At 74.6% G+C, this 24,846-nt stretch carries 20 protein-coding genes and 2 tRNA genes; 8 read left to right on the forward strand and 14 right to left on the reverse strand.

Annotated elements, in window-relative coordinates; translation table 11 throughout:
* Positions 1–85: 85 nt before the first annotated feature.
* From ACH5AR_RS25060 to ACH5AR_RS25095, 8 genes are all read right to left on the reverse strand, one after another.
* Positions 86–159: transfer RNA gene (locus tag ACH5AR_RS25060), tRNA-Ala, on the reverse strand.
* Between the two features lie 71 nt (positions 160–230).
* Positions 231–1,232, reverse strand: coding sequence for a hypothetical protein (locus ACH5AR_RS25065; RefSeq protein ID WP_396303739.1), 1,002 nt, complete (start codon positions 1,230–1,232; stop codon positions 231–233).
* Between the two features lie 150 nt (positions 1,233–1,382).
* Complete coding sequence (locus ACH5AR_RS25070; protein ID WP_396303740.1) at positions 1,383–1,967, reverse strand: GNAT family N-acetyltransferase; 585 nt, start codon at positions 1,965–1,967, stop codon at positions 1,383–1,385.
* Between the two features lie 38 nt (positions 1,968–2,005).
* Entirely contained in the window at positions 2,006–2,509 is a 504-nt protein-coding gene (locus ACH5AR_RS25075) for a molybdenum cofactor biosynthesis protein B (RefSeq protein ID WP_396303741.1), read from the reverse strand.
* Positions 2,506–2,946 (reverse strand): cyclic pyranopterin monophosphate synthase MoaC, encoded by a 441-nt coding sequence (gene moaC / locus ACH5AR_RS25080; protein ID WP_396303779.1) that lies wholly within the window; start codon positions 2,944–2,946, stop codon positions 2,506–2,508. The genes ACH5AR_RS25075 and moaC overlap by 4 nt, the downstream gene beginning before the upstream one ends.
* 127 nt (positions 2,947–3,073) lie before the next feature.
* Complete coding sequence (gene glp, locus ACH5AR_RS25085) at positions 3,074–4,411, reverse strand: gephyrin-like molybdotransferase Glp (RefSeq protein ID WP_396303742.1); 1,338 nt, start codon at positions 4,409–4,411, stop codon at positions 3,074–3,076.
* Between the two features lie 33 nt (positions 4,412–4,444).
* Positions 4,445–5,365, reverse strand: coding sequence for a UTP--glucose-1-phosphate uridylyltransferase GalU (galU, locus tag ACH5AR_RS25090; RefSeq protein ID WP_396303743.1), 921 nt, complete (start codon positions 5,363–5,365; stop codon positions 4,445–4,447).
* A gap of 9 nt (positions 5,366–5,374) precedes the next feature.
* Entirely contained in the window at positions 5,375–6,382 is a 1,008-nt protein-coding gene (locus tag ACH5AR_RS25095) for a GGDEF domain-containing protein (protein WP_396303744.1), read from the reverse strand.
* Between the two features lie 63 nt (positions 6,383–6,445).
* Between ACH5AR_RS25095 and ACH5AR_RS25100 the strand changes: the two genes are divergently transcribed.
* Complete coding sequence (locus ACH5AR_RS25100) at positions 6,446–7,036, forward strand: 5-formyltetrahydrofolate cyclo-ligase (protein ID WP_396303745.1); 591 nt, start codon at positions 6,446–6,448, stop codon at positions 7,034–7,036.
* Positions 7,037–7,111: 75 nt separating this feature from the next.
* Here the strand turns inward: ACH5AR_RS25100 and ACH5AR_RS25105 are convergent, their stop codons facing one another.
* Positions 7,112–9,832: a penicillin acylase family protein gene (locus tag ACH5AR_RS25105; protein ID WP_396303746.1), complete on the reverse strand. Its 2,721-nt coding sequence runs from the start codon at positions 9,830–9,832 to the stop codon at positions 7,112–7,114.
* A gap of 241 nt (positions 9,833–10,073) precedes the next feature.
* Between ACH5AR_RS25105 and ACH5AR_RS25110 the strand changes: the two genes are divergently transcribed.
* From ACH5AR_RS25110 to mscL, 5 genes are all read left to right on the forward strand, one after another.
* The gene (locus tag ACH5AR_RS25110; protein ID WP_396303747.1) at positions 10,074–11,558 is read left to right on the forward strand and encodes a potassium/proton antiporter; all 1,485 of its coding nucleotides are present in this window, start codon (positions 10,074–10,076) and stop codon (positions 11,556–11,558) included.
* Positions 11,559–11,937: 379 nt separating this feature from the next.
* Positions 11,938–13,284: an MFS transporter gene (locus tag ACH5AR_RS25115; RefSeq protein ID WP_396303748.1), complete on the forward strand. Its 1,347-nt coding sequence runs from the start codon at positions 11,938–11,940 to the stop codon at positions 13,282–13,284.
* A 158-nt stretch (positions 13,285–13,442) separates the two neighbouring features.
* Entirely contained in the window at positions 13,443–13,775 is a 333-nt protein-coding gene (locus ACH5AR_RS25120; protein WP_396303749.1) for an FmdB family zinc ribbon protein, read from the forward strand.
* 321 nt (positions 13,776–14,096) lie between these two features.
* Complete coding sequence (locus ACH5AR_RS25125) at positions 14,097–14,378, forward strand: hypothetical protein (RefSeq protein WP_396303750.1); 282 nt, start codon at positions 14,097–14,099, stop codon at positions 14,376–14,378.
* A gap of 30 nt (positions 14,379–14,408) precedes the next feature.
* Positions 14,409–14,828, forward strand: a complete 420-nt coding sequence (mscL, locus tag ACH5AR_RS25130) for a large conductance mechanosensitive channel protein MscL (protein WP_396303780.1) — start codon at positions 14,409–14,411, stop codon at positions 14,826–14,828.
* A 33-nt stretch (positions 14,829–14,861) separates the two neighbouring features.
* Here mscL and ACH5AR_RS25135 read toward each other — a convergent pair whose 3' ends face one another.
* The gene (locus tag ACH5AR_RS25135; protein ID WP_396303751.1) at positions 14,862–15,083 is read right to left on the reverse strand and encodes a hypothetical protein; all 222 of its coding nucleotides are present in this window, start codon (positions 15,081–15,083) and stop codon (positions 14,862–14,864) included.
* A gap of 134 nt (positions 15,084–15,217) precedes the next feature.
* A complete protein-coding gene (locus tag ACH5AR_RS25140; protein WP_396303752.1) occupies positions 15,218–16,189 on the reverse strand; it encodes a sigma-70 family RNA polymerase sigma factor in 972 nt (323 codons plus the stop codon).
* Between the two features lie 423 nt (positions 16,190–16,612).
* On the opposite strand from ACH5AR_RS25140, the gene ACH5AR_RS25145 reads away from it, so the two are divergent.
* The gene (locus tag ACH5AR_RS25145; RefSeq protein WP_396303753.1) at positions 16,613–17,464 is read left to right on the forward strand and encodes a phosphatase PAP2 family protein; all 852 of its coding nucleotides are present in this window, start codon (positions 16,613–16,615) and stop codon (positions 17,462–17,464) included.
* Positions 17,465–18,254: 790 nt separating this feature from the next.
* Here the strand turns inward: ACH5AR_RS25145 and ACH5AR_RS25150 are convergent.
* The 3 genes from ACH5AR_RS25150 to ACH5AR_RS25160 form a co-directional block, all read right to left on the reverse strand.
* Positions 18,255–20,741, reverse strand: a complete 2,487-nt coding sequence (locus ACH5AR_RS25150; RefSeq protein WP_396303754.1) for an ABC transporter permease — start codon at positions 20,739–20,741, stop codon at positions 18,255–18,257.
* Positions 20,742–21,049: 308 nt separating this feature from the next.
* Positions 21,050–22,729 carry a PKD domain-containing protein gene (locus ACH5AR_RS25155; RefSeq protein WP_396303755.1) on the reverse strand — a complete coding sequence of 560 codons (1,680 nt, stop codon included), beginning with the start codon at positions 22,727–22,729 and terminating at the stop codon, positions 21,050–21,052.
* A gap of 253 nt (positions 22,730–22,982) precedes the next feature.
* Positions 22,983–23,055 (reverse strand) — tRNA-Arg (locus ACH5AR_RS25160).
* Between the two features lie 166 nt (positions 23,056–23,221).
* On the opposite strand from ACH5AR_RS25160, the gene ACH5AR_RS25165 reads away from it, so the two are divergent.
* A complete protein-coding gene (locus ACH5AR_RS25165) occupies positions 23,222–24,760 on the forward strand; it encodes a glycosyltransferase family 39 protein (RefSeq protein WP_396303756.1) in 1,539 nt (512 codons plus the stop codon).
* The last annotated feature ends 86 nt before the right edge of the window (positions 24,761–24,846 follow it).

Consider the following 24,846-nt stretch of genomic DNA (forward strand, 5'->3'; position numbering starts at 1 on the left):
CGGCCACGGAGGCCAAAACGCGAAATCCCGCCGGGAGTTGCCTCCCGGCGGGATTTCGTCGGCCGGCCTGAGCCGGTCCGTTGGGTGGAGCTGAGGGGATTCGAACCCCTGACCCCCTCGATGCGAACGAGGTGCGCTACCGGACTGCGCCACAGCCCCAACGAGAAGAAACTCTAGCACCTTTCGGAGGTGGTCCGTGACCACCCCCTGGTCGGGGGTGGCCACGGGCGTCACTCGTTGGCCGCGCGGGGGCGCGACTCGGGCGCCTGGGGCTCGGCGTACTGGTCGAACAGCGGGGTCTTGCGGGACTCCGCGGGGCGGCCGGCGGTCCAGGTGCCGGGGGCCGACAGGTCGAGCCCGCGGGAGACCCTGGGGGCCACCGGGGCGGTCACGTAGGTCGGCAGCGGGACGGGCACCGGCTCCCAGGAGTCCGGGCCGGCCGCGCCGCGCTCGCGCATGCCGTCGACCCACTCCTCGTGCTCGGTCGCCTCGGCCACCGCGGAGGCGGAGGGCACCGAGACGGTCGGCTGCTCGGGGTCGGCGGCCAGCCGCAGGTGCTGGCGGCGCGCGGCCCGGCCCCCCGCGGGCGCGGCCGGGGCCGGCTCCGCGGCGGCGGGCGCCCCCTCCGGGGCACCCTCGGACTCCGGCGCCTCGGCCCGCTGCCGCTCGCGCTTGCGCAGCCGCTCGGCGGCCTGGGCGGCCCGGGCCCGGTCGAGCTTCACCTCGTACCGCTGGCGCTCCAGCTTGCGCAGGTGGCCGATGTACAGCGTGAGGAGGACCGCCGGGACGGCGGGCACCCACAGGAAGGCGAGCCCGGCCACCGCCGCGACCACCGCGCCGAGCGCGAAGGAGAGGAAGAGGGCCGTGACCATCCGGCGCCGGCGGGCCAGCAGCCTCGCCCGGCGCTCGGTGCCCGCCCTCGGCTCGGGGACCGGCCGCTCGGCCGGGCGCTGCGCCGGGGGCTCGGGCTCCCGCACGGGGTCGTCGGAGGCGGTCCCGTCCCGTTCGGGAGGACCGTCGTTGCTCTGCTCGTCGTCACGCGGTTCGTCGCCCAGGGCCCGGGCCGCCCGCCGCTCCAGCCCCGAACGCCCGGCCAGCAGGCGGATGGCGGTGCTGAAGCGTTCCGTCGGGCGCGCCTCGTTGAGTTCGTCCTGCCTGCGGAGCCACATCGGCACCAGATAGGCGGCCCAGGCCCCTACGATGACGGCGTAGATAAGGCCGCTACTGCTCACGATTCACACCGTACGGGCGCCGGGGAAGGCCTGGCAGCAATTTGGCACGGCGTGTCGTGTGATCAAGCTGATTCTCCGACTATTTTGCCGTCATTTGTGGGGGTCCGGTGCCCCGCCGATGCCATATCGATATTTCTTTCGAACATGTATTCAATTACTCGGCTCGCGCCTGGAACTGAGGGCGCGCCAGCGCTCCAGCATCCCCTCCGGGACCTCCTCGTCGGTCAGCGCGTAGACGAGGTGGTCGCGCCAGTCGCCGTCGATGTGGAGATAGCGCGGGCGGATTCCCTCCGAACGGAAGCCGAGCTTTTCCACCACCCGTCGGCTCGGGCCGTTCTCCGGGCGGATGCAGACCTCGATCCGGTGCAGTCCGAGGGTGCGGAAGCAGTGGTTCACCGCCAGCGCGACGGCCGTCGGGATGATGCCCCGGCCGGCCACCGCCTCGTCCACCCAGTACCCGATGTTCGCCGAGCACATCGACCCCCAGGTGATCCCGCCGACGGTCAACTGGCCGACCAGCCGGCCCTTGTGGACCACCACGAAGGGCAGCATCCGGCCGGCCGAGGCCTCGGCGCGCAGGAAGCGGACCATCTGCCGGTACGTCGGCCGGGCGCCGGCCGCCTGGCCCGCCGGACCGGGCGGCACGGTGGCCTCCCAGCGGCGCAGCCAGTCCCGGTTGCGGCGGCTCACCTCCTGCCACTCGCGCTGGTCGCGGACCCGGATCGGGCGCAGCACGACCTCCCCCTCGTGGAGTTCTACCGGCCAGCCGGCGTTCAGTGCGTTCTCCCGGGTGCTGGGGCGTCGGTCCGGGGGTGGTCCCCGCCGCCGAGCTGGTCGACGGCGTGGGCGAGCAGCGGCTCCAGGACGGCCAGGCCGTCCCTGACGCCGCCGGTCGAGCCCGGCAGGTTGACGATCAGGGTACGTCCGGCGAGCCCGGCGAGCCCGCGGGAGAGCGCCGAGGTGGGCACCTTCTCCCGGCCGTACGCACGGACGGCCTCGGCGATGCCGGGGACCTCCCGGTCGATCACCCGGGCGGTCATCTCGGGGGTGAGGTCCATCGGCGAGATGCCGGTGCCGCCGGTGGTCAGCACCACGTCGTAGCCGGCCGCGACGGCCTCGCGCAGCACCGCCTCCACCGGCTCGCCGTCCGGCACGACCCGGGGGCCGTCGGCGGTGAAGCCCATCGCCGTCAGCCCGGCCACCAGCAGCGGGCCGCCCCGGTCCTCGTAGACCCCGGCCGAGGCCCGGTTGGAGACGGTCACCGCCAGGGCCCTCACCGCGCCACCTCCGGGGCGAACCAGTCGCCGCTCTTGCCGCCGGTCTTGCTCAGCACCCGGACCGACTCGATCGTGGCACCCTTGTCCACCGCCTTGACCATGTCGACGACGGTCAGCCCGGCCACCGCGACGGCGGTCAGCGCCTCCATCTCGACGCCGGTGCGGTCGGCGGTCCGCACCGTGGCGGTGATCTCGACCGCGTCGTCCGCGACGGCGAGGTCGACCTCGACGCCGGAGACGGCGATCGGGTGGCAGAGCGGGACGAGGTCAGGGGTCTTCTTGGCACCCATGATCCCGGCGATCCGGGCCACCGCGAGGGCGTCGCCCTTGGGCACCCCCTCGCCGCGGAGCAGCTCGACCACCCGCGGGGAGACCCGCACCCGGCCGGCCGCCACGGCGGTGCGCGCGGTGGCGGCCTTCTCGGAGACGTCGACCATCCGGGCCGCGCCCTGGTCGTCGACGTGGGTGAGGCGGTCGCCGGGGGGAGGTGTCGTCACGGGGAACTCCAGAGGCGCGCAGGTCGAATACCGCGCTACCGTACCGTTCCCCGGACCCGGCGGCCGATCAGGAGTCCAGCAACACCACGTCCACCTCGCTGCCGGCCGGCAGTGCGGTGGTCTCCTCGGGGACGGTGATCAGGCAGTTCGCCCGGGCCAGCGCGCCGACCAGGTGCGATCCGGCGCCGCCCACCGGCTCGACCGTGCCGTCGAAGGCCGAGTAGCGGCCGCGCAGGAACTGCCGGCGCCCGGCCGGGGAGCGCAGCGCCGCCGGGCAGACCGCGCGGACGACCGGGCGGTGCACCTCGGAGGCGCCGAGCATGGTGCGGATGACCGGGCGGACGAAGAGCTCGAAGGAGATGTAGGCGCTCACCGGGTTGCCGGGCAGGGCGAGCAGCGGCACCCCGGCCGCGCCGCCGATCCGGCCGAAGCCCTGCGGCTTGCCGGGCTGCATCCGCAGCCGCCGGAAGTCGACCCCGCCGTAGGACTCGAAGACCTCCTTGACCACGTCGTACGCGCCGACGCTGACCCCGCCGCTGGTGACGATCAGGTCGGCCCGGCCGAGCTGGTCCTCCAGGACCGCGCGCAGCCGGTCGGCGTCGTCCGGGACGGCGCCGACCCGGTAGGCGATGGCACCGGCGTCCTGGGCGGCCGCGGTGAGGGTGAAGCTGTTGGAGTCGGCGATCTGCCCCGGGCCGACCGGCTCGCCGGGCTGGACCAGCTCGCTGCCGGTGGACAGCACCACCACCCGGGGGCGCGGGCGGACCTTCACGGTGGGCCGGCCGACGGCGGCGAGCAGGCCGAGCTGCGCGGGGCCGAGCCGGGTGCCGGCCTCCAGCACCCGGGAGCCGGCCGCGACGTCGCTGCCGCGGCGGCGGATGTGCGCGCCGTCGGGGACGGGCCGCAGGACCCGGACCTCCTCGTCCGGGACGGGCGCCGTCATCGCGGCGGCGGCCACCCCGGTGCCGGTGCCGCCGTCGGTCCACTCGACCGGGGCGACGGCCCGGGCGCCGGGCGGCAGCGGGGCACCGGTCATGATCCGGGCCGCCTGACCGGGGCCGACCTTCGGCAGTTCGTCGGCGCCCGCGGCGATGTCGCCGACCACCGAGAGCACCGACGGGTAGGTGTCGGTGGCGCCCTCGGTGTCCGCGGTGCGGACGGCGTAGCCGTCCATCGAGCTGTTGTCGAAGGGCGGGAGGTCGCCGTCCGCGGTCACGTCCTCGTCGAGCCGGCAGCCCTGGGCGTCGAGCAGCTGGAGCTCGATCGCGGGCAGCGGGCCGACGGCGGCCAGCACGTCGGCGAGGTGCTCGTCCACCGTCCAGAGGCGGGGGGCCGCCGGGGCCCGGTCCGCTCCGGCGTCGCAGCAGGCGCTGGGCGTGGTGCTGTGCTCGGTGGACCCGGTCATCGGCGGCTCGCTCTCTGTCGTGTCGGTCCTGCGTCAGGCCTGCATCTCGGAGCCGACGAACTCCCGCAGCCAGGAGCGGAACTCCGGGCCCAGGTCCTCGCGTTCGGCGGCCAGACGGACGATAGCGCGCAGGTAGTCGGCGCGGTCGCCGGTGTCGTAGCGGCGGCCCTTGAAGAGCACGCCGTGCACCTGGCCGCCGTCCGCCGCCTCACGGTCGGTCAGCTCGCGCAGGGCGTCGGTCAGCTGGATCTCGCCGCCGCGGCCGGGCGGGGTCTCCCGCAGCACCTCGAAGACCAGCGGGTCGAGGACGTAGCGGCCGATCACGGCGTAGTTCGACGGGGCCTCGCCGGGCTCGGGCTTCTCGACCAGGTCGGTCACCTGGAAGACGTCCTCGCCGAAGCCGTTCGCCTTGACGGCGGCACAGCCGTAGAGGTGGATCTGGGAGGGGTCGACCTCCATCAGGGCGACGACGGAGCCGCCGAGCCGCTGCTGCACCTCGATCATCCGGGAGAGCAGCGGGTCCCGCGGGTCGATCAGGTCGTCACCGAGCAGGACGGCGAAGGGCTGGCCGGCGACGTGCTGCTCGGCGACCGAGACGGCGTGGCCGAGGCCCTTCGGGTCGCCCTGGCGGACGTAGTGCATGTTGGCCAGCTCGACGGACTCCCGGACCCGGGCCAGGCGCTGCTCGTCGCCCTTGCGGACCAGCAGCTCCTCCAGCTCGTAGGCGCGGTCGAAGTGGTCCTCCAGGGCGCGCTTGTTGCGGCCGGTGACCATCAGGATGTCCGACAGCCCCGCGGCGGAGGCCTCCTCGACGACGTACTGGATCGCCGGCTTGTCGACGACCGGGAGCATCTCCTTCGGGGTGGCCTTGGTCGCCGGGAGGAAGCGGGTGCCCAGTCCGGCCGCGGGTACCACGGCCTTGGTCACCGGAACTCGGGAGTTGCTCGTCGTCATGCGCTTACCTTACTCAGGCACGTTTCCGCCCGGCCGGGCGCGGGCGGACAGCCGGGGCGCCGACGGGGACAGCACGTCGCGGGGGGCGGCCAGGGTGGCCGGCGGATGGATCGCGACCGGCTGGACCGACGGGTCCCGGCCGGCCCGGGCCGCCACGCCACCCGCCTCCGCCCGACGGCCGCCCTCGGCGTCCGGGCCGGGCCCGGGCGGGCGCGCGGCCTGCTCGGAGCGGTCGCCACCGGGCCGGCCGGGCTCGACGGAGCGGTCGCCGTCGGGCCGGCCGGGCTCGCCGGAGCGCCCGGCCGAGAGCCGCCAGCAGTCGCCGCCGGCCGCCCGGGCCTCGGCCAGCGCCGCGTCGGCGGCGCGCAGCAGCACGGCCGCGTGGGTGCCGTCCTCGGGCAGCACGGCGATGCCGGCGGCGGCGGTCAGCCCGTTGCCGGTCGCGGGGCGGGACTCGCGCGGGCCGGAGGACCAGTCCAGCAGCAGGTGCCGGCGGACCGACCAGACCAGCCGTTCGGCGACCTGCCCGGCGCCCTCGGCGCCGGTGTCCGGCAGCACCACCAGGAAGTCCTCGCCGCCGTACCGGCCGAGGGTGTCGGCCCGGCGGATCTCCATCGCGAGCCGCTGGGCGAGGTCGCGCAGCACCGCGCCGGCCCGGGCCCGGCCGTGCTCCGCGACGACCGCGTCGAAGCCGCTGATGGCCAGCATCAGCACGGCGAGCGGCCGGGGCCCGTCGGACTGCCCGGTGTGCTCGGCCCGGCGGGCGCGTTCGATCTCCCGGTCCAGGGTGAGCTGGAGGTGGCGGTAGTTCCAGACGCCGGTGAGCGGGTCGCAGGAGGCGGTGCGCTCCAGTTCGGCGCAGCGCGCCTCCAGTTCGGCGATCCGCGCGCGCTGCCGCTGCGCCCCGGCGGCGGCCCCGGCCCGCTCCCGCCGGCCGCGCAGTGCGAGGGCGGTGGCGCCGGCCAGTGCGGGGAGGCTGAGTGCGGCCAGGGCCTGGACCAGCAGCGGGGTGGTCAATGGGGGGTGCCCCTTCGCGTGTCAGGCTCTGCGCGTCGGCGGTGCGGAGGCCAGGAGGATGGGATGAACGAGGATCGGATGCCCAACGAGAAGAGCGGCCTGAGGACACGGCTGCTGGCACGACGGCGGGAACTCGCCGTCGGGGAGCGCGCGGCGGTGGCCGACGCGCTGGCCGCGCACGCCGGGGAGCTGGCCGCCGCGGGCGCCACGGTGGCCGCGTACGTCTCGGTGGGCGCGGAGCCCGGGACGCGGCCGCTGCTGAACGCGCTGCGGGCGCGCGGGGTGCGGGTGCTGCTGCCGGTGCTGCTGCCGGACAACGACCTGGACTGGGCGGTGTACGCGGGGCCCGACGCGCTGGCCCCGGCCGGGCGCGGGCTGCTGGAGCCGGTCGGCCCGCGGCTCGGCCCGCAGGCGGTGACGCGGGCCGCGCTGGTGCTGCTGCCGGGCCTGGCGGTGGACCGCTCCGGGCTGCGGCTGGGCCGCGGCGGGGGCAGCTACGACCGGGTGCTGGAGCGGCTGGCGCGGGCGGGGGCGCGGCCGGTGCTGGCGGTGCTGCTGTACGAGCACGAGCTGCTGGAGCGGGTGCCCGCCGAGCCGCACGACCGGCCGGTGGACCTGGCGGTGCTGCCCTCGGGGGTGCGCCGGCTGGGGTGAGCGGACGACGGCGGGACGGCCGCGGCCCCGCTCCCTCGGGGGAGCGGGGCCGCGGGTGGCCGGGCCGTCTGGGCGTCAGCCGGTGGTGAGCACCAGCTTGTGCATGGTGGCCTTCTCGACCGCGTCCGGTGTGTAGGCCCAGGGCAGCAGCTTGCCCTTGAGCCAGAGGTCGGTCTGGTCGTTGTAGTTGTCGTGGAAGGCGTGGCCGGAGGCGCCGCCGACGTTGATCCAGCGCGAGGAGTCGAGGTCGTTCAGGTCGACGACCATGCGCATCGACGGGATCCAGTCCACCTGGTAGCCGGCCGCCGCGTTCCAACCCGCCGCGTCGACCGCCGCCGAGCCGCCCGAGAGCCGGTACGGGCCGCGGTTGAGCAGCTTGTGCACCGCGCCGGAGGCGATCGAGGAGTCGTCCTTGCCGAGGGTCTGCTCGCGCAGCTCCAGCTTGTGCAGACGGCCCCAGCTCCAGGTGGAGACGTCCTTGCTGAGCAGCGAGGTCAGCTCCTGGCGGGCGTTCTTCATCGCCTCCTGGAGCAGGTTGTCCAGGCCCTTCTGCTCCTTGTGCTGGTCGTCGATGTACGTCCACCACGAGCTGTCGGGCTTCTCCAGCTGCTGGCGCACGACCTCGGTCCAGCGGTCGCCGCCGTCCGGCTGGGCCTTGCCCGGCTCGCGGGTGCCGCACTCGGTGACGATCTTGGTGGCGCTGTCCGGCTTGGTGGGGTCGTCCTGCTGGCGCACCAGCAGGCAGTTGTCCTTGGCCCGCAGGTCGGCCGGGAACTTCTGGCCGAAGGCCAGGATCAGCAGCTGGCGCCAGACGCCGTTGTAGTAGGCGGCGGCGGCCGAGTCGGCGTCCTGGTGGAAGTTCCAGTCCTTCAGCAGGTCCTGGGCCTCGCGCACGTACGGGTCGCTGACCGGCTGCTTGAGCAGCAGCGGGACCAGCGTCTTGGCCATCACGCTGGTGTTGTCCAGCTGGAGGGTCTGCATGTCGTCCGGCGAGATCTTGCCGTTGTTCCTGAGCAGGCCCTCGATCTGGTCGGTGATCTCCTTGGCGCGGGTGCCGTACTCCCAGTCCCTGGTCAGGTTGTACTTGTAGCTCGGGTCCACCACGGCCTGGTTGGCGGTGACGATGTAGCCGGCCGAGGGGTTGAGGCTCCAGGGCAGCGCGGTGAAGGGGATCGGGTCCTTCCACTGGTACGCGGAGTCCCAGCCCAGGGCGGGGTAGCTGCCGTCGCCCTTGCCGCGGACCGGGATGGTGCCGGGCGCCTGGTAGCCGATGTTCCTGGCGTCGGCGTAGATCAGGTTCTGCGCGGGGACGGTGAAGTCCTTCGCGGCGGCACGGAACTCGTCCCAGTTCTTCGCCTTGTCCAGCTCGAAGACGGCGTCCATGGTCTTGCCGGGGCTGAGCGCCGTCCACTGCAGGGCGACGCCGTAGCCGCCGGTGCCGCGGTCGGGGGCGGAGGTGCCGTTGGGGGCGTACTTGCCGACGTTCTGCTGCTCGCTGCTCTGGTCGGAGATCAGCGGGGCACCGCTCTGGGTGGTGCGGACGGTGATGGTGCGGTCCTCCCCGCCGGCGACCTTGATGGTCTCCTTGCGGAGGTCGAACTTCACGTCCTTGCCGTCGACCTGGTAGGTGTCCGGGCCGGTGACCTTCTCCAGGAAGAGGTCGGTGACGTCGGCGCCGAGGTTGGTGAAGCCCCAGGCGATGTCATTGTTGTGACCGATGACCACTCCGGGCATGCCCGCGAAGGTGAAGCCGGAGACGTCGAACTGGCAGGCCGGGGAGGTGGTCCGGCAGTGCAGGCCCGTCTGGTACCAGACCGACGGCAGGCCGGGGCCGAGGTGCGGGTCGTTGGCCAGCAGCGGCTTGCCGGTGGTGGTGTGCGAGCCCGCGACCACCCAGGAGTTGGAGCCGATGCCCTGGCCGGGGCGGCCGAGCAGCTGCGGCATCGCGTCGATGCGGTCGGTCAGGCCCTGCAGCATCGCCTTGGTGGTGGCCGCGCCCTGCGCGGTGGCGGCCGTGCCGGCGGGCGCGCCGGACTGCGGCGAGCCGTCGGCGGGGCGGTAGGCCTCGCCGGCCACGGTGCCGGTCTTCACGATCGTGCCGTTGCGCGCGTAGGGGTAGTCCGGGTACAGCTCGGCGATCTTGTCCGGGCCGAAGTCCTGGGCCAGCAGCGAGCGGTCGATCTCCTCCTGGAGGTTCCCGGAGAGGTTCCAGGCCATCGCCTTGAGCCAGGCCACCGAGTCGACCGGGGACCACTGCTCGGGCCGGTAGTCGCCGTTGACGACGCCGAGCAGGCCGTACTCCAGCGAGGCCCTGCTGCCGCCGGGGTGCTCGGCGAGCCAGGCGTTCACGCCGTCCGCGTAGGCCTGGAGGTACTTCTTGGTCTCCGGCGACAGCTTGGTGTCGAACTCCTTCTGCGCGACCTGCCGCCAGCCCATGGTGCGGATGAAGGCGTCGGTGTCGACCTGGCTGTCGCCGAACATCTCCGAGAGCCGGCCCGCGGTGATGTGCCGGCGGACGTCCATCTCCCAGAAACGGTCCTGCGCCTGGACGTAGCCCTGGGCGCGGAACAGGTCCTCGTCCGTGTCGGCGTACAGCTGCGGAATGCCGTTGGCGTCCCGCTTGACGTCGACGGGCGCGCTCAGGCCGGCCACCTTGACACTGCCGTCGACCTCCGGGAAGGAGGCGCGGACCGCGGAGACCCCGCGGTAGCCGCCGTAGCCGGCACCGGCCACCAGCAGCACGACCAGCACGATCACGATCAGACGGGCGCGCCGGAACTTCTTCGAGCGGGGCATCTGGGTCCTTGCGGTCCTGACTTCGGGGCGGGCGGGCGTGTCCAGGGCCTGCGGCCGTGACAGGGCACCACATTAGGCCGAGTCGGCCGGGCACCGTGAACGGGGGACCAAGCTAAAGATATGGCAAAATGTTAGACTGCGTAACGATCCACAAGGGGAGTATTGACGACTTCTTAACGCGTCGAACCCCACAGCACCGCCAGACACCCCGTCCGCCCCTGCCTGCCCGAGGTGCCCCTGCGTGAACGTCTCCCACCTGAACCAGCTCCTGCTTGAGTCCTCCGTGATCCTGCTGTTCGCGGTGGGCGCCGTCCGCCTCTCCACCCGATCAGGGCTGCCCAGCCTGCTGGTCTATCTGGGGATCGGCGTGGCGCTGGGCCAGAACGGGATCGGCGTCACGTTCAACAACGCCGAGCTCACCCAGGTGCTCGGGTACGCGGCCCTCGTGGTGATCCTCGCCGAGGGCGGCCTCAAGACCAGCTGGCGCGAGATCAAGCCGGTGATGCCGGCCGCCACCGTGCTCGCCACCCTGGGCGTGGGCGTCAGCGTGTTCGCCACCGCGGCCGGCGCGCACTGGCTGGTCGGCCTGGACTGGCGCACCTCGCTGCTGCTGGGCGCCATCGTCTCCTCGACGGACGCCGCCGCCGTCTTCTCGGTGCTGAGGATGGTCCCGCTGCCGCACCGGCTCACCGGCCTGCTGGAGGCGGAGTCCGGCTTCAACGACGCCCCCGTGGTCATCCTGGTCGTCGCCTTCGCCACCACCGGCGAGCTGGACTCGTGGTACGTCCTGATCGGCACGATCGCCGCCGAGCTGGCGATCGGCGCGGTGATAGGCCTGGCCGTCGGCAAGATCGGCGCCTACGGCCTCAAGCACGTCGCCCTGCCCTCCTCCGGCCTCTACCCGATCGCCGTGATGGCGCTCACCGTGCTCGCGTACGCCGGCGGCGCGCTGCTGCACGGCTCCGGCTTCCTCGCCGTCTACATCAGCGCGGTGATCCTCGGGAACTCCAAGCTGCCGCACGGCCCGGCCGTCCGCGGCTTCGCCGACGGGCTGGCCTGGATCGGGCAGATCGGCATGTTCGTGCTGCTCGGGCTGCTCGTCACGCCCGAGACCATGGGCGACGCGGTGGTACCGGCGCTGGTGATCGGCGGGGTGCTGGTGTTCGTCGCCCGGCCGCTGTCGGTGATCGCCTCGCTGACCCCCTTCAAGGTGCCGGCCCGCGAGCAGGCGCTGCTGAGCTGGGCCGGGCTGCGCGGGGCGGTGCCCATCGTGCTGGCCACCATCCCGGTGGTGTCCGGCGCGCACCGGGCCGAGGACGTCTTCAACATCGTCTTCATCCTGGTCGTCGTCTTCACCCTGCTCCAGGGGCCGACCCTGCCCTGGGTGGCCAAGCGGCTGCGGATCGACGAGGGCGCCATGGGCCAGGACCTCGGCATCGAGTCCGCACCGCTGGAGAAGCTGCACGGGCACCTGCTGTCGGTCGCGCTCTCCCCCCAGTCGCGGATGTCGGGCGTGGAGATCAGCGAGCTGCGGCTGCCCAAGGGGGCGGCCGTCACCCTGGTCGTGCGCGAGGGGAACTCCTTCGTGCCGGACAAGGCGACGGTGCTGCGCGGCGGCGACGAGCTGCTGGTGGTCACCACGGACGAGGTCGGCGAGGCGGCGGAGCGGCGGCTGCGGGCCGTGGACCGGGGCGGCAAGCTCGCGGGGTGGCTGAACGGACGGTGAGGCCTGCGGCCGGGGCCGTCGGTGCGCCGGGGCCCCGGCCGGGGCGGTCGGTCTGCGGGGGCCTCGGCCGGGACGGTCGGTGCGCGGGGCCCCGGCCCGGGCGGTCAGCGCAGGGCGGGTGCGTCCGGGCCGGGCTGGCGGCGTCTACGCGCGTAACTGTATGCTGGTTCGACCACGTCGTATGACCACCGCTAGACCACCCCCAGCATCTGCCTGACGCAGAGTTGGCGCGACCGCTCGGCGGCCGCGGTCCGGCCCCCGGCCACCACGCCGGACCGACCCGGTATCTACCCCGGTCGACGCGCGAGAGGACGACTCTCGGCGCCGTCGGGGCCCCACCATGCCCTGCCGCGCTACCAGGCAGCAGGAAGGACCGACCGTGACGGCGCGCCGAACGGTCGACACCGCCGCGCACCCCGCGGCCGCCCCCGCGGCTCCGGCCCCCGCCCGTGTCGGGTACGGCGAGCTGCTGCGCACCCCCGGGGCCTGGACGTTCCTGGCCCCCGCCCTCGTGGCCCGACTGCCGTACGCGATGCTCAGCATGGGCGTCCTGCTGCTCGTCACGCAGACCCACGGCTCGTACGGCACCGCCGGTACGGTCACCGCGGTCGCCGCCGTCGCCCAGGCCCTGATCGGGCCGCAGACCGGGCGGCTCGCGGACCGCTACGGCCAGGCCGCGGTGCTCGTCCCGACCGTCGTCGTGCACGCGGCCTCGGTCGGCGTGCTGATCGCCCTCGCGCTCGGCCACGCCCCCGCGTGGTGCCTGTTCCTGGCCGCCGTGCCGGCCGGCGCGAGCGTGCCACAGGTCGGCGCGATGGTCCGGGCCCGCTGGGTCTCCACCTTCACCGCGGGCGGCGCCACCGACGCGTCCGCGGCGCGGGTGAGCACCGCCTTCGCCTTCGAGTCCGTGACGGACGAGTTCACCTTCGTGATCGGCCCGATCCTGGCCTCCGGCATCGCCGCCCTCGCCAACCCGGCCACCGCCCTGGTCGCCGAGGCCTCGCTGACCCTCGTCGGCGGGCTGGCCTTCGCCGCCCAGCGGCGCACCGCCCCCGCCCGGATCGTGCCGCAGCCCGGCGTCCGGCGCGCCTCGGCGCTCGCCTCCCCCGGCGTCCGGCTGCTCGCCGGGACCATCCTCGGGGTCGGCGCGGTGTTCGGCGGCATGCAGGTCTCGGTGAACGCCTTCGCCGACTCGGTCGGGCAGCACGACGCCGGCGGCACGGTGTACGGGATCTTCGCGGGCGGCTCGATGCTGGCCGGCGTGCTGTACGGCGTGATCGCCTGGCGGCGGCCGGTGCAGCAGCGGATGCTGATCAGCTACGCGCTGCTGGTGCTGGGCTGCTCGGTGCTGTGGGCGATGCCCAACCTCGTCGCGCTGACCGCGGCCGGGCTGGTCTGCGGCCTGGCCATCGCGCCGACCCTGATCAGCGGCTACACCCTGGTCGAGACGCTGGTCGCGGACGGCGCCAAGACGGAGGCCTTCACCTGGCTGACCGGCGCCATCGGGCTCGGGCTGGCGGTCGGCTCGATGGCGGCCGGGCGGCTGATCGACGGGCACGGGCCCTCGACCGGGTTCCTGGTGCCGCTGGTCGGGGCCGGGCTGGGGCTGGTCGTGCTGGTCTCGCTGCGGCACCTGCTGGTCGCGCCCCGGGCCGGGGCCGGGGCCGGCGCCGGGGCCGCCGAGGGCGACCGCCCGATGCGGCTGGCCGGCGTCGCCGAGCGCTGAGCCGGGGCCGGTCGGGGCCGGGTCGGGCCTGTGCCGACGGAGGTCGACGGGCGCCGCGGGGCCGATCTCACACCGGGGTCGCTGGACTGATCCCGCGGAATGCCGCATCATTGACCATCGTTAGCACTCATCAGGCGAGAGTGCCAGGAGGAAGACAAGTGCCCACGTACCAGTACCAGTGCACCGAGTGCGGCAACGGCCTGGAGGCGGTGCAGAAGTTCACCGACGAGGCGCTGACCACGTGCCCCGACTGCCAGGGACGGCTCCGCAAGGTCTTCTCGGCCGTGGGCGTCGTGTTCAAGGGCTCCGGCTTCTACCGGACCGACAGCCGCTCGTCCTCCAGCAGCACGGTGGGCGCCGGGGCGTCGGCCTCCTCGACGGCGTCCGCCTCGTCCACGGGCTCCTCGTCGTCCGCTTCTTCGTCGTCGTCGTCTTCGTCGTCGAGCTCCGGCTCCTCGGCAGCGTCCAGCCCGGCTCCGGCCGCGAGCTGACCTCGGCGCCGGGCCCCGGCCCGGCGGCGCGCAGACCAGGGAAAGGCCCGTCGGCCCCGCTCGAACGCGGGGACGGCGGGCCTTTCCGCGCTTCCGGCCCGACGGGCTCAACCGGCCCCGGGGGCGGCCCGGAGGACGCGCGGGGGCGCCTTCGGTCAGCTCGGGAGGGGCCGCCTCACCCGGACGGGCGAACGAAGTTGTCCACAGGGCCCGGGTTGTCCACAGGCCTGGGGAAAGTGCTTTCCGAGTTCGCCGGAAACGCCCATCGTGTGGGCATCCGGTCCGCGAGGGGCCGGTCCGCCGACACCCGGAGGTCCGTCGATGACGACCGCGAGCTTCTCCCTCCCCCTCCCCCTGCCGCTGCCCGCTCCCGCCGTACCGCCCCGGCAGGAGCTGCCGAGCTTCCCGCCGATCCGGCGCGGCTGCGGCGGGTGGCACCGCTGGCGCAGCGCGGGGCGGCGGGCCGGCGTCCCCGGCCTGGTGCTGCTCGCGGTGGCGGCGGCGCTCGCACTGGGGCCCGCGCGGGCCGGGCTGCCGCCGCCCCCGGGCGGCGCGCTGGGCCGGACGGGTTGTCAGTCCGGGGCTCCGGAAGATCACCCGTAACCGGTGGACGGCGGCGTCGTTCGAGGCGGCATGAAGGGCTTCAAGGAATTCCTGCTGCGTGGAAACGTCGTCGAACTCGCCGTGGCCGTCGTCATCGGCGCGGCCTTCACCAACATCGTCAACGCCTTCGTCAAAGGCGTGATCAATCCGATCGTTGGGGTGTTCGGGACCAAGGACCTCGCGTCCTACAGTTCCTGCCTCAAGGGGCCCTGCGAGGTCAGCCCGACCGGTGAGGTCACGTCCGGGATCCTCATCCTGTGGGGATCGGTGCTCAGCGCCGCGCTCAGTTTCCTGATCACCGCGGCGGTCGTCTACTTCTTCCTGATCGTCCCGATGAACCGGCTGGCCGCGCACCGCAAGAGCGCCACCGAGAAGGCGGCCGAGGCCGAGGCCAAGGAGGTCGAACTGCTGACCCAGATCCGCGACGCGCTGGTCGCGCCGCTGCGCTGACCGGCGGGCACCGCCCGCCCCCGGTCCCGCCCCTCAGTCCCCGTGGTGCGGCGGGCGCTGGCTCAGGTACCAGTCCAGCCCCCGTGCACCGCTCTCCCCCGCGCCGGGGCGCCCGCCCCAACCGGCGTCGGTGTCGTCGCGGGACTGCTGGTCCAGCGGGTCCCGGAAGACCAGCCGGGCCCTGGCGGCCCCGTCCTTCCGCGGCTCCTGCGCCGAGCCCTGCTCCCGGCCCTCTTCCCGTCCCTGCTCGCTCACGCCGTCCACTCCGTCCACCCCGTCCACTCGTTCCGCCTTCCGTCCTTCCAGCCTAAGAGCCCCGGGGCACGCCTCGGGCCCTGGTGCGGAGCGCTCCGTACCAGGGCCCGGACGAGGCGGTGCCAGGCGGCTGCTCAGGCTGCTTCGAAGCCCGCGTGGTCGGCGATCTTCTTCAGCTCGGCCAGCGCGTGCTTCTCGATCTGGCGGATCCGCTCACGGGTGAGGCCGTGCTGCTTGCCCACCTCGGTGAGGGTGCGCTCGCGGCCGTCCTCCATGCCGTAGCGGGAGCGGATGATCGAGGCGGTGCGGTCGTCCAACCGCCCGATCAGGCCGTCCAGTTCCTCACGGCGGAGCATGACCATCACGGCGTCCTCGGGGGACGTGGCCCCGGTGTCCTCGACGAGGTCGCCGAACTGGGTCTCGCCCTCGTCGTCCACCGCCATGTTGAGGCTGACCGGGTCGCGCGCCCAGTCCAGTACGTCCTTGATCCGGGCCTCGGTGGTGTCCAGCTCGGCCGCGATCTCGGCCGGCTCGGCCTCGCGGCCCAGCTCCTTGGACTTCTCCCGCTGCACCCGCCGGATCCGCCCCAGCTCCTCCACCAGGTGCACGGGCAGCCGGATGGTGCGGGACTGGTCGGCGATGGAGCGGGTGATCGCCTGCCGGATCCACCACGTCGCGTAGGTGGAGAACTTGAAGCCCTTGGCGTAGTCGAACTTCTCGACGGCGCGCACCAGGCCGGCGTTGCCCTCCTGGATGAGGTCCAGCAGCGGCAGGCCGCTGCGCGGGTAGCGGCGGGCGACGGCGACCACGAGCCGGAGGTTGGAGCGGATGAAGACGTCCTTGGCGCGCTCGGCGTCGGCGGCTATCGCCTCCAACTCCTCGCGCGTGACGCCCTCGGGGAGTTCGGCCTCGTCCAGCAGGTGCTGGGCGTACACGCCGGCCTCGATCCGCAGCGAGAGCTCGACCTCCTCGGCGGCATCGAGCAGGGGCGTCCTGGCGATCTCGTCGAGGTACATGCCGACCAGGTCGCGGTCGGCCTCCAGGTTGGTCGGGCGGGCCGCGCGACTCCGGTCGGCCCTGTCGCGAACGACGGCACGGGTGGCCATGCTTGCTCCCTTTGCTGGTGTTGCCGAGGTCTGCCTGCCTGCCTCGTGAGGGCAAGAAGTGCGGGCCCCTGCGGGCTCACACGTAACGATCCAACGAACAGATTCCGGACAACATTCCCAAGTCGCTCAGATTCTTCCCAGCGATGCAGTATCCTGCCGGTTTTCACCCCGGTTCTGGACAGTGGGTGACCAGTTGGGCACATCCCGTACCGCCGGGCGACCGTTCCGGGATCGTTTTCTTCACCCGACCCTCACGCGGACGCCGTCCCCCCGTTGAACCCGCGAGCGGCCGCCGGCGTTCCCGCGCGCGCCCTCCGGCGGGCGGGGCCGCACCCCGGCGCACGCAGGTCCTCCGCAGAACCGATGCCGAATCGCTATCACTCCGGCCCTTGCTCGGCACAGCACACTGGGAAGGTGTCAGCCATGCACCTGACCAACAGCACGACCGCCCTCACGGCGCGTAACCGCAGTCTCCTCCGGGACGCCGTGCTCGCGCTGGGCTGTGCCGCGCTGTTCGGCCTGCTGGCGGCCCTGGTCACCGGCCAGTGGCGCCCGTTGGTCCACTTCGACCAGGAGTGGATCGGCGATCTGCACGCCGCCGGCCGGGAGCACCGGATCTGGACGGCCGCGGTACAGACCCTCTCGGACATCGGCGGCCCCGTCACGATGCGCACACTGCTCGGCATCGCCGCCGGGTGGCTCTGGCTGATCGGCGCCCGGGTGCTGGCCGGCTGGGTGGCCGCCCAGGCCCTGGTCGGCTGGGGCGCCCAGTGGGCGCTGAAGCTGGCCTTCGGCCGCCACCGCCCCTCCTTCCCCGATCCGCTCTCGCACGCCGTCGGAGCGCCCTTCCCGTCCGGGCACGCCATGGCCTCGGCGATCACCTGCGCCGTCCTGGTCGGCCTGCTCTGGTACCGGGTCCGCCGGCGCGGCCGGACCGCCGCCTGCACGGTGGCCGCGGCGGCGGTGCTGACGGTCGGCTGGACCCGGGTTGCACTCGGCGTGCACTGGCCCAGCGACGTGCTGGCCGGCTGGCTGGCCGCGGGGGCCGTGCTGGGCACCGTGACCGCGGTGATCCAGCTCTGGCGCCCCGGCGCGCTGGCCCGGGACGTACGGAGGGTCAACTGGCGTACCCGGCCCCGGGTCCAGCGGGTCCTCGTGTCGGGCGGACGCCCCCAGCGCACCGCCGCCGCCCCGCCGTACGGCGAGGAACCGTTCCACGCCCGGGCGCAAGCCCCGGGCCACGCTGCGGAACGCCCGGACGAGACCGTCCGCTGAAGCCCGCCGCGGGCCGCAGGCGCCGGGCCGCGGCGCCGGGCTCCGGGTCGGCGGCCACGTCCCGGCCCACCGCCGGCCTCGCTCCCGCCGCTCCCGCCGCTCCCACCGGTTGCCCCGCGCGCCCGCTGCGGATCGCCACCGTCCGGGCCCTGTCCGGGCCCTGTCCGGGCCCGGCCGTGTCCGGGGACCTCCCGGCTGGTGCCGTCCGCGGAGAAGTCCCCCTCCGGCTACGGGCCCGAGCCGATCAGCTCCGTCCCCGTCAGGTACGCGGTCCGGCCCGGCCACCGGCGATCCGTGCCTCGCGCCGGTGGCCGAGGCCTGCCGCGGGGCCGGCCCGGCCGCCGCCGTCGACGCCGCCGTGCGGGACGGCGGGCAGCTGCGCCTCTCCGCCGTCGCCCTCGGGCCGGACGGCGCCCTCGTCACCCGCTGCGACGGGCAGCCCCGGCCGGAGCCGAGGGCGGGGCCACCACCGCCCCGAGCGGCGGGGCAGCACCGCAGAACGGGACGGCTGGCGGCTCGGCCTCGGCCTCTGCTGCCACTCCGGACTCCCCGGGCACGCCCCGGCCGCCACGCTCGACAGCACCCTCTGCGCGGTGCTCCCCCACCACACCGGCCCCACCGGCGGCCGCACGTCTGCGGCCGCAGCGCGCTCCGGGGCCCGGACGGCCGGCTGATCGCCGAGGCGGGCGGGGACGGACCCGAACTCCTCGTCGCCGACCTCGACCCCGCCGTTCTGCGGAGCACCCCCGAGCGCGAGCCCCGCCCCCACCGGCGGGCCCGGCGGCGCCGGTCAGGCGGACCGCATCGCCGCCACCGCGCTCATCCGCCCGACCCTGCGGGCCGGGAGCACCGCGGCGGCCAGACCGACCAGGACGGTCAGGGCCAGGGCGGCCAGGACCGGGAGGACCGGCGGGGTGCCGACCGTCCCCACCGTGGAGGTGATCGAGCGGGCGGCCGCCCAGCCGTAGACGGTGCCGAGGGCGGTACCGACCAGGGCTCCGGCCAGGGAGAGCAGCAGCGCCTCCAGGGTGAGCATCCGGCGCAGCTGTTCGCGGGACATCCCGATCGCGCGCAGCATGCCGATCTCGCGGGAGCGTTCGCTGATGCTGAGCATCAGGGTGGCGGCGACGCCGAGGCCGGCGATGGCGACGGAGAAGGACAGCAGGACCATGCTGACGGTCTTCAGCCGGTCCAGCAACGAACCCAGGGTGTCCGCCTGGGCAGCCGTGTCGGTGACGGTGACCTGCGGGTGCTCGGCGAGGGCGCGGTCCAGGGCGCGACGGGCGGTCGGCCGGTCGGCGCCCGCCGCCGGGCTGATCCAGACCGTGGTGACGGGGGCACCGGGGGCGAGGCGGTCCAGGGTGGCGGGCGTCACCAGCAGGGTGGCGCCGCCCTGGAGGGCGAACGGCAGGCTGCTGCGCCCGGGTTGGAGGTGCAGCTCGACGCCGCCGACCCGGCGCACCCCGCTCTCGCCACGGCCGCTCAGTGCGCCGCCCTCGGGGAGCGCGCGGGCCCGGTCCACGTCGTCCGTCGAGGAGTTGAGCCGGGCGGGGTCGACGGCGGCGACCACGGTGGGCCGGCCGTCGACCTCGACGGTGGCGGACCGGACGGCGGCCACGGTCAGCCCCTGCCCGGCTCCGAGTGCGCCGAGTGCGCCCACTGCGTCGAGCGCCCCGGCGGGCAGGGCGCCGCCGCCGGTGGCGGTCGCCGAGAAGACCCCGGGCTGACGCGCGGACACCACGGGCACCAGCGACCGCGAGGTCATGTCCAGCGCGGTGACCGCGCCGACCATCACCGTCACGCCGAGCAGCAGCGCCGAGCCGGTCGCCCCGGTGCGGCCCGGGTTGAGCCGCAGCTGCTGGGTGGCGAGCCGCCCGGCCGTGCCGCCGAGCCGCCGGGCGGGCCGGCCGAGCACCGCGACGACCGCGGGCAGCACCCGGTGGGAGAGCCGCAGCACCCCGAAGAAGCCGGCGATGGCGCCGACGGTGACGGCGAGCAGCGACAGCGGCGGTGGGGTCAGCACCCCGGCCGCCAGCAGCGCGGTACCGGCGACCAGCAGCACCGAGGTCCACACCGCGGCCCGCGTCCGGGCCGCTCCGCCGGCCGGCGCCGGGGTGCCGCCGAGCGCGGCGACCGCCGGTACGGCCGCGGCGGCCTTCGCCGGGCCGCGGACGGCCAGCAGGGTCAGCAGGACGCCGAACAGCCCGGCCGGCAGGCAGGTCAGCGGGGAGGGCATCAGCGACAGGTGCACCGGTCCGAGGTCGAGCCCGCCGACCACGGCCGTGCCGAGCGCGCCGAGGGCGACACCCAGCAGCACGCCCGTCGCCGAGGCCCCCAGCCCGAGGAGCAGCCCCTGGCGGCGGATCAGCCGGCGCAGCTGCTGCTTGTCGGCGCCCACGCAGCGCAGCAGGGCGAGCTGGCGGGTCCGCTGGGCGAGCACCACCGTGAAGGTGTTGCCGACCACCATCCGGGCCACCGCGAGGGCGATCAGGACGAAGGAGAGCGCGGCGACCAGCACCACCCCGTACAGGGTGCTGCTCGGCCGGGCCGCCTCGGTGACGGAGGCCTCCCGGGTGTGCACCCGGACGTCGGGGCCGAGGGCGGCGCGCAGGGCCTCGACGGTCGCGGTCCGGGAGGCGTCCGGGGCGGCCCTGACGTCGAGCCGCTCGGTGCCGACACCGGTCGCGTACGCGGCGACCGCGCCCGCCGGGACGCCGATGATCGGGGCGCCGGCGAGGCTCGGGGCGCCCCGTCCGTCCAGGGTGCCCACCAGGCGGGCGGTGGCGGCACTGCCGTCGGCCCGCGTCAGGTGGACCTCCGCCCCGACGGCGGCGTCCAGCCGCTGCGCGGTCCCGGTGTCGAGCAGCACCTCGCCGGGGCAGGCGGGCCAGCGGCCGTCCCTGAGCAACTGCCAGCGCAGCGCCGGGTCCTCGGCGACCGCGCTGACGGCGGCGGTGCGGTCGAGCGGCCGCCCGTCGGCCGTCAGCACCCCGCCCTTGCCGGTCAGCCGCGGGGCGACCGCCGCCACCCCGGCGGTCCGCCGGGCCCGCTCCGTGGCGGCCGGGTCCAGGCCGCCGGCCGCGGCCTTGCCGGTGATCTGGATGTCGGCCGGTCCGACCTCGGCGGCCGCGGTCTGGCGGTAGGAGTCGACCAGTGCTCCGCTGCCGCTGACGGAGGCGATCAGGAAGGCCACTCCCAGCGCGATCGCGGCGCCGCTCAGGAGCAGTTGGCGCAGCTGTCCGCGCAGCTCGGCCACGGTGTATCGGTACGTCGTCATGGTTCCCCGGCTCGTCCGCCCCGGCCCGGATCGGTGCTCCGGCAGGGGTCTCGACGAGCCTAGGAGCGGGGCGGCCGCGTGCCGTCGGCACGAGGTCTGCTTCATGATCACACCGTGGACGGACGGTCTCCCCGGCCGCCTCCTCCCGCAGGGGTACGCCGCCCCTGAGGGCCTCGGCCGCGCAACCGGCCCGGCACCGGAACTCCCCGCCCCCGGAACGCCGCAGGCCCCGGAACTCCCCGCCCCCGAACGCCGCGGCCGCCCGCCCCCGGAGGGACGGACGGCCGGCCGACGGGTCCGGTGCGGCGTCAGCTCGTCTCGTACGTGCCGAACACGTCGATGATCAGATTGGTCGGCGACCAGCTCCGGTTCCACACGTCGATCGTGTCGGTGTCCTTCAGGCTCGCCTGCACGAGGTTGGACACCGTGGCGCCCTTCTCCCAGTTCAGGACGGAGGAGTCCGGCGGCGTCGGCCGGACGGCCTTGCCGGACGAGTAGTCGGCCGACCGGTTCGGGTCCGGCGCGACCGACAGGTGCCCGCTGCCCTGGGTGTTGGTCACCGTCACGTTCATGACGACGGAGTCGAGCGACTCGAAGAACAGTGGCACGTAGTGCCGGTAGTAGTCCTGTCCGGCGAGGCTCCCGCCCCAGGCGCGGTCGTCGTACCTCCGAGTGGGCTCCGTCGGCATGTAGGCGGCCCGGCCGTCCGCGCTGTAGTAGCCGGTGACGTCCACGATCACGTCCGCGCCGGACCACGAGCCGTTGCGAACGGTCACCTTGCCGTCCGGGCCGACCGGCACGATCACCGCGTTGGCCACCGTCTGCCCCGGCACGAAGTTCAGGTTCGACGTGGCCGACACCTGCCCGCTCGGGGACACCGTCAGGTGCCCGGAGCCCTGCGGGTCGGTCACCGTCACATTGAGCGCCACCGCCGCCACCCCCTGGGCCGGCAGCCCGCCCTGACCGGCGACCTGGAGCTCGAAACCGCTCTGCCCCGCCACCTGCCCCGCCACCGTGCCCCGCCCCTCACGGGTGTCCGCGATCCGGGCCGGCTTCACCGAGGTGTACCCGTTCGCCGCGGTCCGGCTGAAGTACCCCGTCACATCGGCGACCAGATCCAGCGTCCCCGCACTGCGGTTGACCAACTCCACGTACCCGTCCGCACCCACCGGCACGATCGCCAGCGTCGGCACCGTCTGCCCGGCCGCGAAGTTCACGTTCGACGTCGACGGCTGCGCCGTACCGGACGCGAACGCGATCACATGGCCGTCCGCCACCGCGTTCGTCGCCGTGATGTTCAACGCCACCGCCGACACCCCCTCCGGGATCCCGCCGTTGCCGCCCACCTTCACCCGGGTGGTGCCGAGCGCGGCGACCGCGCCCGCGGCCGGAGCCCCGGTGCCGTCCCGGGTGTCGAGCAGCCGGGTCGGCACGACCGGGGTGAACTCGGAGCCGCTCAGCACCACGTCGAAGGTGGTGGTGTCGGTCACCTTCGTGAACAGGTCCGTCGCCGTGACGGTGATCGTGTGCGAGCCCGCCTTCCTGAAGGTGTGCTTGAGGAACAGGTCCTCCTTGGTCAGGCCGTGCGGAGTCTCGACCGCGCCGTCGCCCCAGTCGACCCGGTAGCCGATGACGCCGTCCGGAAGGTCGGTGACCACACCGAGCGCCATCGCCATGGCGTGCGCGTTGGAGGTGGGCCCCGCGCCCTTCGACACCTTGAAGTACGGGTCGGCGGCGGAGGCCCTCGGCTCCGCCCTGGCCTCGGCCTTGGCGGCGGTGTCCGCCGCCAGGGCCTCCTTCGCGGACTGCTCGGCCGCGGCCTCGACGGCCGCCTTCTGCTCCGCGGCCCCCTTCACGGCCCCGGCCCCGTTCCCGGCGCTCGGCGCGGTGGCGTTCGCGGCCCGGCCCCCACCCGCAGCCGACGGCGTCGCCGCCTGCGCCGCGACGGGCACCAGCCCGACCACTGCCGCGACGACGGCAGCGGACATCATGAAACGGTGACGGTACACCGGCCCCCCAGCGATTGAACTAGTTCAAAAACGTCTGGGCCGCAGCCTACCGGACCGAAGGTTCGGACCCGGCGGAATATCCGGCCACCTCCCGGCCCCACCGCGGGACACCCCGGAGAACGGACCGGACGAGCCGCTGACACGGCCCGGGGCGGGGCGCCGAGCCGTGCCGGGACATGGCACAGGCCCCCGCCCGGTATGGACGAAGGGCCTGTGACCTGCGCATTCGCTGTGCCCCAGACAGGAATCGAACCTGCGACACCGGCTTTAGGAGAGCCGTGCTCTATCCCCTGAGCTACTGAGGCGCGGCCCGGGTGCTACCAGGCCGTTCACAGCGTACCGGATCGGGGCTGGGGCGCGGGGTGACGGAGGGGGTACGGGCGGCCGACGGGGTGTCAGAGCCGGTCAAGTAGCCTGCCGGGCAGGGCGGGATCCGCCCCGGCCCGTCGCGTTAAGGAGACGAAGGACCCGATGAGACCTGCTGTGCACCCGGTGGGCCGGCTGGTGGGGCAGGTGTGGCTGTGGCCCGCGGTGGTCATGCTGGCGGTGGGCGGGTACCGGCTGGGGGCGCCGGACCTGTGGCGGGACGAGGTGGCGACCTGGACGGTGGCCACCCGCTCGTTGGACGACCTGCTGCGACTGCTCCAGCACGTGGACGCCAGCAACGGCGCGTACTACCTGCTGATGCACGGCTGGACGGCGGTGTTCGGCGACTCGGCGGTCTCGCTGCGAATACCCTCCGTGCTGGCGATGGCCGGGGCGGCGGCGCTGGTGGCGCTCACCGCCCGGCGGCTGTTCGGCAGCAGGGTCGCGGCGGTCAGCGCCGGGCTGCTGCTCGCGGTGGTCCCGGAGGTCTCCCGGTACGCCCAGGAGGCGCGCTCCTACGCCCTGGTGACCTGCGCCGTCGCGGCGGCCTCGTACTTCCTGCTGCGGGCGCTGGAGCGGCCGACCCTCCGGTGCTGGGCGCCGTACTGCGCGGCCATGGCGCTGGCCGGCGCCGGGCACCTGGTCTCCTTCAGCACGGTCGCCGGCCAGGCGGCGCTGCTGGCGCTGCACCTGTGGCGCACCCGCCCGGCGGCGGACCGGCGGCTGCTGTGGCAGTACCCGCTCGCGGTCGCGGTGGCGGCACTGCCGGTGCTGCCGGTGGTCCTGCTGGGCAGTCGGCAGTCGGACCGGCAGCTGGGCTGGATCCCGGCCCCCTCGATGCGCGGCCTCGCCTACTTCGGCGAGCGCCTGTTCGGCTCGGACCTCGTGTTCTACTCCTTCCTCCTGCTGGCGCTGCCGGCGCTGGTGCTGCCCGGCCGCCGGAGCCGGGCCTGGCAGGTGCTGCTGCTCGCGGAACTCCCGGTGGTGGGCGTCTGGCTGGTGTCCCGGCTGGGCGACACCTCGTACTTCCTCGGGCGGTACCTGCTGTTCACGGTGCCCGCCTGGGCTGTGCTGGCCGGCGGCGGCGCCGGGGCGCTGTACGGCGCGGTGCGGGCCCTGGCCCGTCGGCGGGCGTGGGCGCCCCGGGGGTCGGCCGCGGCGGCCGGGCTGCTGACCGCCGCCGTGCTGGCGGTCCCCGCGGTGGCGGCGCTGCCGGAGCAGTCCGCGGTGCGGTACACCGACGCGCACAGCGGCTCCCATGAGCCGTTCAAGGCGGCGGCCCGGGAGATATCGGCCGGCTACCGCTCCGGGGACGGGCTGGCGGCCCCGCTGGGCGACCAGTCCTGGGCGATGGCCTGGCCGGGTGTCAGCTACTACCTGGCCCCGCACGTCGCGCCCTACCCGGTCTTCGTCGCGCAGAGCGCCGACGACGCCGAGGAGCTCTCGCCGACGCCCTGCTCGCAGCCGGCGGACTGCCTGGGCGGCGCCTCCCGGATATGGCTGCTGGTGCTCGGCGACACCCAGGACCCGCTGGGCGCGGTGCCCGCGGACCAGGCGCAGGTGCTCCGCGCCCGCTACGGCGACCCGGACCGGGTGACGCCGCTCGGCGGCCTCACCCTCGCACTGCTCGACCGGGACGCCTAGCGGCCGCTAGCGGCCGCGGACGCCTGGCGACCGGGCGGGCCGGAAGCGGAGGAGGGAGGGGAGCCGGTGCGGACCGGCTCCCCTCC

Origin of the sequence: Kitasatospora sp. NPDC018619, from assembly GCF_044391605.1 — a bacterium.
Taxonomy (GTDB): Bacteria; Actinomycetota; Actinomycetes; order Streptomycetales; family Streptomycetaceae; genus Kitasatospora.

Bases quoted from the DNA above. Each gene is read 5' to 3' on its own strand.
- moaC (WP_396303779.1), bottom strand. From the start codon at position 2,946: ATGGTCGACGTCTCCGAGAAGGCCGCCACCGCGCGCACCGCCGTGGCG.
- glp (WP_396303742.1), bottom strand. From the start codon at position 4,411: ATGACCGGGTCCACCGAGCACAGCACCACGCCCAGCGCCTGCTGCGAC.
- galU (WP_396303743.1), bottom strand. From the start codon at position 5,365: ATGACGACGAGCAACTCCCGAGTTCCGGTGACCAAGGCCGTGGTACCC.
- ACH5AR_RS25100 (WP_396303745.1), top strand. From the start codon at position 6,446: ATGAACGAGGATCGGATGCCCAACGAGAAGAGCGGCCTGAGGACACGG.
- ACH5AR_RS25105 (WP_396303746.1), bottom strand. From the start codon at position 9,832: ATGCCCCGCTCGAAGAAGTTCCGGCGCGCCCGTCTGATCGTGATCGTG.
- ACH5AR_RS25125 (WP_396303750.1), top strand. From the start codon at position 14,097: ATGACGACCGCGAGCTTCTCCCTCCCCCTCCCCCTGCCGCTGCCCGCT.
- mscL (WP_396303780.1), top strand. From the start codon at position 14,409: ATGAAGGGCTTCAAGGAATTCCTGCTGCGTGGAAACGTCGTCGAACTC.
- ACH5AR_RS25140 (WP_396303752.1), bottom strand. From the start codon at position 16,189: ATGGCCACCCGTGCCGTCGTTCGCGACAGGGCCGACCGGAGTCGCGCG.
- ACH5AR_RS25145 (WP_396303753.1), top strand. From the start codon at position 16,613: ATGCACCTGACCAACAGCACGACCGCCCTCACGGCGCGTAACCGCAGT.
- ACH5AR_RS25150 (WP_396303754.1), bottom strand. From the start codon at position 20,741: ATGACGACGTACCGATACACCGTGGCCGAGCTGCGCGGACAGCTGCGC.
- ACH5AR_RS25155 (WP_396303755.1), bottom strand. From the start codon at position 22,729: ATGTCCGCTGCCGTCGTCGCGGCAGTGGTCGGGCTGGTGCCCGTCGCG.
- ACH5AR_RS25165 (WP_396303756.1), top strand. From the start codon at position 23,222: ATGAGACCTGCTGTGCACCCGGTGGGCCGGCTGGTGGGGCAGGTGTGG.